Source organism: Skermanella sp., assembly GCF_059503625.1.
Map to the genome: position 1 here is coordinate 1 of NZ_JCACHA010000833.1, position 8,680 is coordinate 8,680.

The following is an 8,680-nucleotide window of genomic DNA, read 5'->3' on the forward strand; positions in this document are numbered from 1 at the left end:
AGTCCGGCGTGGTAGGGCACCACCTCGCGGCCCTGGGCCGCCAGCCATGCCGCCGTTTCATCGACCTTGGCGCGGCTGAGGCAGTAGACGATGCCGGCATCCTCGGCGTGGTGGGTCTTGATGAAGGCCCAGAGCTGGCGCTTCGCTTCCTGCTTGGGGAGCACGCGGTAGGTGATGTTGGGCCGGTCGAAGCTGTCGATGAAGACCTTGGCGTCACCCAGGTTCAGCCGCGCCTGGATGTCGGCGCGGGTCTGGGCGTCGGCCGTCGCGGTCAGCGCGATCCGGGGGACTGTGGGAAAGCGCTCGTGCAGGATCGAGAGCTGGAGGTATTCCGGCCGGAAGTCGTGGCCCCACTGCGAAACGCAGTGCGCCTCGTCCAGGGCGAACAGGCAGACCTTGCTGCGCTCCAGCAGGTCCAGGAAGCGCGGGGTCACCAGACGCTCGGGCGCCACATAGATCAGGTCGAGTTCGCCGCGCTCGACCTGCCGTTCGATCTCGACCGCGTCGCGCCAGTCCAGCGAGGAGTTGAGGTAGGCGGCGTTGACGCCGACCTGGCGCAGGGCGTCGACCTGATCGCGCATCAGCGCGATCAGCGGAGAGACGACGACCGCGACACCGGGCCGCACCAAGGCGGGGATCTGGAAGCACAGCGACTTGCCGCCGCCGGTCGGCATCAGCACCATCGCGTCGCCGCCGGCGATCATGTGGTCGATGATGCCGGCCTGCTGCCCCCGGAACGCATCGTAGCCGTAGACCCGGCGCAGGGTTTCCAGCGCCGCATCGCGGCTCTTTATGGATAGGGCTTGGCTCAAAATATTGAGGTGTACTCGTTTTCCAACGCAAGCCCTATGAATTACACGGATGCCCCGGCTGAGGGAACCGGATTATATTCAACCCACCCCTCAATCATCCGCATAAACGGAACGGTACATGTCCAGGTAACGCCGGGCCGACGCCGTCCAGGAGAAGTCCCTGGCCATCGCGGCGCGCTGGACCGAGCGCCAGCGCTCGGGTTCCCGCCACAGCGCCAGCGCCCGGCGGCAGGCCCACAGCAGCTCGTCCACCGAGGCGTTGTCGAAGACGAAGCCGGTCGCCTCCCCCCGGTCGATCGCCCAGTCCTGGGCATCGGCGACGGTGTCGGCCAGACCGCCCGCCCGGCGGACCAGCGGCAATGTGCCGTAGCGCAGGCCGTAGAGCTGGATCAGGCCGCAGGGTTCGGAGCGCGACGGCAGCAGGATGACGTCGCTTCCGGCCTGGACGCGGTGGGACATCGGCTCGTCGTAGCCGAGGAAGACGCCGACCTCACCGGGGAACTGCTGCTCCAGCGACCGGAAGCCGTCCTCCAGCCAGCCCTCGCCGCTGCCGAGCAGGGCGAACTGAGCGCCTTGTTCGACCAAGGGCGGGATCGCGGAGAGCAGCAGGTCGAAGCCCTTCATCGGCGTCAGCCGGCTGACCACGCCGAACAGCGGCGCATCGGCCCGAACGTCCAGGCGGAATTCCGCCTGCAGGGCCGACTTGTTGGCCGCTTTGGCGTCGAGATGGCCGGCGTCGTAGCGCTGGACGATGTGCGGATCGGTATCCGGCGACCAGACGTCGTAGTCCACCCCGTTGAGGATGCCCCAGAGGTCGCCGGCGCGCGACGCCAGCAGGCCGTGCAGGCCCCAGCCGCCGTCGGGCGACTGGATTTCCTCGGCATAGGTCGGGCTGACCGTGGTGATCCGGTCGGAATAGAACAGGCCTGCCTTCAGGAAACCGATTTGGTCGTAATACTCCAGCCCGTCCACCGAGAAGCTGCTTGCCGGGAGCTGGAGCGGTCCCAGCAGGCTGGCCGGGAAGAGGCCCTGGTAGGCGATGTTGTGGATGGTCAGGACGGTGGCGGCGCGCGGCCCTTCTCCCAGCGCCAGGTAGGCCGATGCCAGCCCCGCCTGCCAGTCGTGGCCGTGGACCACGTCGGGCCGCCAGCGCCGGCCGCCGTCTTCGCCGGCGATCCAGGCCGCCACCCAGCTCAGCAGGGCGAAGCGGAAATGGTTGTCCGGCCAGTCCTTGCCGTCCGGTCCCAGATAGGGGTTGCCCGGCCTGCCGTACATCTCCGGCGCATCGACGACGTAGCAGGGCACGCCGTCGGGCGTGGTGCCCTTCATCAGGACGGTGCCGCCGGTGGTCCAGGGGTCGGCCAGCGTGCGGACGGGGCGAAGGTCGGCCAGCTTATCGAGCACGGCGGGGTAGCCGGGCACCAGAATGCGGGCATCGACGCCGATCCGCATCAGGGCGGCGGGCAGCGCCGCCGCAACATCGGCCAGCCCGCCTGTCTTGATCAGGGGATAGACTTCGGAAGCGACGTGCAGGACGCGCATGATCGGGTGTCCTTTCGCTCAGCCGGCCAGACGGGAAAGCATGTCGCGGGTGATCAGCGTCACCCCGGACTCGGTCCGGTGGAACCGGCGGGCGTCGGCGTCGGGATCTTCCCCAACCACAAGATTGTCCGGTATGTGGCAGCCGCGATCGACCACCACCTTGGTCAGCCGGGCATGCCGCCCGATTTCGCACTGGGGTAGTACGACCGCCTGTTTCAGGCTGGAGTAGGAATTCGCCCGGACCTGGCTGAACAGCAGGGAGTCCTGGATCCGGGCGCCCGAGATGATGCAGCCGCCCGATACCAGACTGTCGACCGCCATGCCGCGCCGGTCGTCGTTGTTGAAGACGAACTTGGCCGGCGGCAGCTGTTCCTGGTAGGTGAAGATCGGCCAGTTCCTGTCATAGAGGTTCAGGTCGGGCGTCACCTTGGTCAGGTCGAGATTGGCTTCCCAATAGGCGTCGATCGTGCCGACGTCGCGCCAGTACGGCTCGGCGTCGGGCTGGCTGTAGATGCAACTGTCCTGAAAGCGGTGGGCCATGACCTTGGCGCGGGGCACCAGATAGGGGATCAGGTCCTTGCCGAAATCCCGGCTGGAGGTCGGGTCGGCGGCGTCGCGGCGCAATTGATCGTACAGGAACTTCGCGTTGAAGACGTAGATCCCCATGCTGGCGAGCGCCTTGTCGGGCTTGCCGGGGATCGCCGGGGGATCGGCCGGCTTCTCAAGGAAGCTGACGACCTGATCGGTGTCGTCGACATGCATGACGCCGAAGCCGGTAGCTTCCATCCGCGGCACCTCGACGCAGGGGACGGTCACGTCGGCGCCGCGCTGGATGTGCCATGCCAGCATGGCGGCGTAGTCCATCTTGTAGATGTGGTCGCCGGCCAGGATCAGCACGTGCTCGGCGCCGTGGCTCATCAGGATGTCGAGGTTCTGGTACACCGCGTCGGCGGTTCCCTGGTACCACGACGTCTCGTCGATCCGCTGCTGGGCTGGCAGGAAGTCCACGAACTCGTTGATCTCGCCGCGCAGGAAACCCCAGCCGCGCTGAAGATGGACCAGCAGGCTGTGCGACTTGTACTGGGTGATGACGCTGATCCGGCGGAAGCCGGAGTTGATGCAGTTGGACAGCGCGAAGTCGATGATCCGGAACTTGCCGCCGAAATGAACCGCCGGCTTGGCCCGCCGGTCGGTCAACTGCTTCAGCCGGCTGCCGCGTCCTCCGGCCAGCACCAGGGCGATGGCGCGCCTGGGAGCAAGACGCAATTCTCGTTCGACGGGAACAGGCACGGATAGGATCTCCTTGACCTTGCTTTTATGGTTATCGGTACTTTTCTTGCGATCCGTTCAGGGAAATCGTGGAAGCGCCGGCCGGGACCGTCGGGAAGGTCCCGCTTCCGTTATCACCCTGACACATTTTGCCGGGTAGAGCCAACGCGGAGAAACCCGCGACGGGTGCCATGCCGGCCGGGCGGCGCCCGGCGAGCCGGATCGGGCTATTTCTGCCTGTTTTGTGGGCAATCCTGAGATTCCGGCTTATTGGAGAGCAATTGTGGCAAAGTTTTAGGTCTCGCATATCGCTGAATCCGGTTTGGCGCGGGGAAACCGGGCTTCGGCGATCAGCCTGTTTTTTGTGCATTAACCATCCTCCAGGGGCGATTCACTGCCCCAACCTTACGCGCCGCCTTGCATGCTGCTCCCGCGGAGTTGCTCGTTTTTCGAGCGGCACGGTTCTTGAAATGCAACGAGCGGCCTGAATGCCTCGGCTGTGCGCCGAAGCCGACTGCCCAAACCCGTCACAGGATCAAGCCTCGGTCCGCCCCTGGGGCGTCCGAGAGTTCGATCGAGCGGGCCGCGTCGAACTGATTCGAGAGGATTTGTCCATAATGAGCCGTCTGTTTGCCTTCGCTGTTCCGCTGCTTGCGGCGATACTGGGGGCGTTCGCCTTGCCGGCCGGCGCGCTGGCCCAGACCGATGCCCCTACGATCGATACCGGCGACACCGCCTGGATGCTGACCTCGACCGCCCTGGTTCTGATGATGACGATCCCCGGTCTGGCGCTGTTCTACGGCGGCATGGTCCGCAAGATGAACCTGCTGGCCACCGTGATGCAGAGTTTCGCGATCACCTGCCTGGTCGCGGTGCTTTGGGTCGTCGTCGGATACAGCATCGCCTTCGGCGGCGGGAACGCCTATTTCGGCGACTTCTCCCGCGTGCTGATGGCCGGCATGGACATGAGCGCGCCGTTTACGCTGGGAGCCGCCTCGTCCACGCCCGTCGCCTTCACGATCCCGGAATCGGTGTTCGTGATGTTCCAGATGACCTTCGCGATCATCACTCCGGCGCTGATCACCGGCGCCTTCGCCGACCGCATGAAGTTCTCGGCGATGCTGGTCTTCAGCGGCCTGTGGTCGCTGCTGGTCTACTCCCCGATCGCTCATTGGGTCTGGCATCCGAATGGCTTCCTGTTCGCTGAAGGCGTGCTGGACTTCGCCGGCGGCACCGTCGTCCACATCAACGCCGGCGTCGCCGGTCTGGTTGCGGCCCTGGTGATCGGCAAGCGCCGCGGCTATCCGTCCGAGCACTTCGTCCCCAACAACCTCGTCCTGAGCCTGATCGGCGCCTCGCTGCTGTGGGTGGGCTGGTTCGGCTTCAACGCCGGTTCCGCCGGCGGCGCCAACGGCCGCGCCGGCATGGCGATGCTGGTGACCATGGTCGCCGCAGCGGCAGCAGCATTGGCCTGGATGTTCGCGGAGTGGATCGGCAAGGGCAAGCCCAGCGTGCTCGGCATCATCTCCGGCGCCATCGGCGGCCTCGTCGCCATCACCCCGGCTTCCGGTTTCGTCGATGCCGGCGGTGCGCTGGTCATCGGCGCCGTCGCCGGCGTGATCTGCTACTGGGGCGCCACCAGCCTCAAATACATGCTCGGCTATGACGACAGCTTGGACGCCTTCGGCGTGCACGGTGTCGGCGGCATCGTCGGCGCCGTCCTGACCGGCGTGTTCGCCCGTCAGGCGATCGGCGGCGACGCGGCGGTCGGCTGGATCGACGGCAACAGCGGCCAGGTCATGATCCAGGTCTACGGCATCGTCGCCACCCTGATCTATACCGCCGTCGCCTCCTTCATCCTGCTGAAGGTGATCGACGTGGTGATCGGCCTGCGGGTCAGCGAAGACATCGAACGCGAAGGTCTCGACCTCGCCCTGCATGGCGAAGCGGTCCACTGACCGGACCGTTTTCCGAAGAAGCGACGTTGCCGAAGCCGCCGCCGGGGTTCTCCCCGGCGGCGGTTTTCATTGGCGAAGTCATCGCAGGAGTTCGCCGAAAAGGCCGAGATGTCTCCGGAAGTTGAGAGATCATTGGAGGGACGGGCGTTAATGCCGTGAAATTGCCGTCTTATTGAGGCATCGTAGGCCCGTGAATGAGCAACCCTGACCGGTCACCTTGAGAAAAACTCCCCCTCGACCGCAGCCCGGCCGTGAACCTGGACGTGAACCTCCCAGGCGCGGGCGGCAGGAAGCCAAGGCGGCACCGTCGCGGCTGCCTTCGTTCCGGGGCCGTAACATCCTTGGCGTTCTCGGAAGCTGGACGCTGGTGGCCGGGATCTGGTGCGGCGTCGCCGTTGCCGCCGTGCTGGCGTTCTATGCCTACGACCTGCCGGACGTCGGGCAGGTCGCGCAGGCCGAACGGCGGCCCACGGTCACCGTGCTGGCGGCCGACGGCAGCACGATCGAGCGCTACGGCGACATCTACGGGACGACGATCAACGCGGCCGACCTGCCGCCCAATCTCGTCAATGCGGTCATCGCGACCGAGGACAGGCGGTTCTTCAGTCATTTCGGTATCGATCCGATCGGTCTGCTTCGTGCCGCCTTCGTAAACTTCCAGGCGGGCCGGGTTGTACAGGGCGGCTCGACGATCACCCAGCAGCTTGCCAAGAACCTGTTCCTGACGCCCGACCGCACCATGGGCCGCAAGATCCAGGAAGCGATGCTGGCGATCTGGCTGGAACGGACATATTCCAAGAACCAGATCCTGACCGCCTACCTGAACCGGGTCTATCTGGGCGCCGGCACCTACGGCGTCGATGCGGCGGCGAAGACCTACTTCAACAAGCCCGCGACCGAGGTCAACCTGCGCGAGGCCGCCACCCTGGCCGGCCTGCTGAAGGCGCCGTCCCGCTATTCCCCGACCACCAACCCCGACAAGGCGGCCGAGCGGGCCAGCGTCGTGCTGGGCGCCATGCTGGACGCCGGCTACATCACGGAAGCCGATATCCGGGCGATGCGATCGGCCCCTCCCACGCCCCGGCGGAAGCCGGAGGGCGACGGCGACCGCTATTTCGCCGACTGGGTCGCCGATCAGGTCGCCGGCTTCATCGGCAAGGAGCATGACGACGTCGTCGTCCACACGACGATGGACCGCCGCATGCAGAGGGCGGCGGAGCGCCGGCTGTCGGCGGTACTGACGGGGGCCGGCGTCGCTTCCCGCGTGGACCAGGGAGCATTGGTGGCGCTGGGGCCGGACGGTTCCGTCCGGGCGCTGATCGGCGGGGCCAGCTATGGGGCAAGCCAGTTCAACCGGGCGACCCAGGCCTTGCGCCAGCCCGGTTCGGCGTTCAAGCCGATGGTCTTCCTGGCGGCGCTGGAAGCCGGCATGACCGCCGATACGCTGGTGGACGACTCGCCGGTCAAGATCAAGGACTGGCAACCCTCCAACTTCGAGAAGGGCTCCCGCGGGCCGATGCCGCTGCGCGACGCGCTGGCCCATTCGGTCAATACGGCGGCGATCCACCTGCTGGAGCGTACCGGGGTCGATCCCGTCCGCGCCGTCGCCCGGCGCCTTGGCGTCACCTCCCCCATGAGCCGCGACCTCAGCCTTGCGCTTGGGACCAGCGAAGTGACGCTGCTGGAACTGGCGGGCGCCTATACCGCGTTCGCCAACGGCGGGCGGGCCGTGTGGCCCTATGCGGTGACCAGCATCCAGGACAATGCCGGCCGGGTGCTCTACCAGCGGCGTGGATCGGGCGGAGCGACGCCGGTGATCGATCCGGTCAAGCTGGCGGAACTGAACCGCATGCTGCTGGCCGTGGTCGAGTACGGCACCGGCAAGTCGGCCAAGCTGGACCGCATGGCGGCCGGCAAGACCGGCACCAGCCAGGATTACCGCGACGCGTGGTTCATGGGCTTCACGGCGGACTACGTCGCGGGCGTCTGGCTCGGCAACGACGACAACCAGCCGATGAAACGGGTGACCGGCGGCGGCCTGCCGGCCCGGATCTGGCACGACTTCATGATCGACGCCCATGCCGGACTGCCGCCACGCCCGCTGCCCGGCCTGGATATCGCCCCGCCCAGACCCGGCGCCCCGATGCTGGTGGCGGAAGACACGCCCCCGCCGGGACCAACCGGCGCTCTGGAGGACGTGCCGCTGATCGGCCAGTTTCAGAGGCTGATCCAGAGCCTGACCGGCAGCGGAAAGGTGGAATACACCTATCCGGAGCGGAACTGAGGGGATGGGGTTCGTCGGTGGAGGATGACGTCAAGGACCCAGTGTAGGCTAGTTCTCGATGCCCCAGTGAGCGCGGTCGAATGTGTGCTGGCGTCGAGAAGCATTGATCCGAGATGGTAGCGGCGCTCGTTCGGATTGCGCAGATCGGCCTTTCGGGCCAGCGAACCGACTGGTCTTCGTTGAGCTACCGCTCATTGACAATTCAATAGGTCAGAACCTATATTTATCCATGTCATGGGCCGTAATTTTTCATTCCGAGTTCGAAGCCGAATTTATTGCGCTGCCAAGAGCTGTACGTGTCGAACTCGCCGCGTCCGCTAAGGCACTGGAAGCGCGTGGGCCAATGCAGGGCCGGCCATTGGTCGATACTTTGAAGGGTTCGAAGCACCCGAACATGAAGGAACTGCGGTTCAGTGCGGATGGTGGAGTATGGCGCGCCGCTTTCGCATTCGATCCCGAACAGAAAGCGATCGTGTTGATCGCCGGGGACAAAAGCGGAGTTTCGGAGGGGCGCTTCTACAGATCCATCATCGAAACGGCGGATACGCGATACGATGCGCATCTAGAGGCGGTAAGAAAGCGGAGGCAGAAGAAGTGAACAGGACCCTTGCACAGATAATAGCGGAAATGCCTGACGATGAGCGGAGTGAGGTCGAATCTCGTACGACCGAAATTCTTGCCGAACTTGACGGATTGGCTGAACTGCGCCGATTGGCAGAATTGACACAAGCGCAGGTGGCGGAAACCTTGGATGTAAGGCAACCTACCGTCCATCAGATCGAGAAGCGAACCGATTTATACCTATCGACTCTCCG

At 65.5% G+C, this 8,680-nt stretch carries 7 protein-coding genes; 4 read left to right on the forward strand and 3 right to left on the reverse strand.

The annotated features are described in order from the left end of the window. From AC5JJ6_RS30050 to glgC, 3 genes are all read right to left on the reverse strand, one after another. A partial coding sequence (locus tag AC5JJ6_RS30050; RefSeq protein WP_496045580.1) for a RecQ family ATP-dependent DNA helicase occupies positions 1 to 812 on the reverse strand: 812 nt, incomplete at its 3' end. Positions 813 to 902: 90 nt separating this feature from the next. Beyond that, complete coding sequence (gene glgA, locus AC5JJ6_RS30055) at positions 903 to 2,354, reverse strand: glycogen synthase GlgA (RefSeq protein WP_496045581.1); 1,452 nt, start codon at positions 2,352 to 2,354, stop codon at positions 903 to 905. 18 nt (positions 2,355 to 2,372) lie between these two features. Further along, positions 2,373 to 3,644, reverse strand: a complete 1,272-nt coding sequence (gene glgC, locus AC5JJ6_RS30060) for a glucose-1-phosphate adenylyltransferase (RefSeq protein ID WP_496045582.1) — start codon at positions 3,642 to 3,644, stop codon at positions 2,373 to 2,375. A gap of 596 nt (positions 3,645 to 4,240) precedes the next feature. On the opposite strand from glgC, the gene AC5JJ6_RS30065 reads away from it, so the two are divergent. From AC5JJ6_RS30065 to AC5JJ6_RS30080, 4 genes are all read left to right on the forward strand, one after another. After that, positions 4,241 to 5,581 carry an ammonium transporter gene (locus tag AC5JJ6_RS30065; protein ID WP_496045583.1) on the forward strand — a complete coding sequence of 447 codons (1,341 nt, stop codon included), beginning with the start codon at positions 4,241 to 4,243 and terminating at the stop codon, positions 5,579 to 5,581. A gap of 367 nt (positions 5,582 to 5,948) precedes the next feature. Beyond that, complete coding sequence (locus AC5JJ6_RS30070) at positions 5,949 to 7,865, forward strand: transglycosylase domain-containing protein (protein WP_496045584.1); 1,917 nt, start codon at positions 5,949 to 5,951, stop codon at positions 7,863 to 7,865. Between the two features lie 229 nt (positions 7,866 to 8,094). After that, entirely contained in the window at positions 8,095 to 8,463 is a 369-nt protein-coding gene (locus tag AC5JJ6_RS30075; protein WP_496045585.1) for a type II toxin-antitoxin system RelE/ParE family toxin, read from the forward strand. Then, positions 8,460 to 8,680: sigma factor-like helix-turn-helix DNA-binding protein (locus AC5JJ6_RS30080; RefSeq protein WP_496045586.1), on the forward strand; the 221-nt coding region annotated here is incomplete at its 3' end. The genes AC5JJ6_RS30075 and AC5JJ6_RS30080, both read left to right, overlap by 4 nt.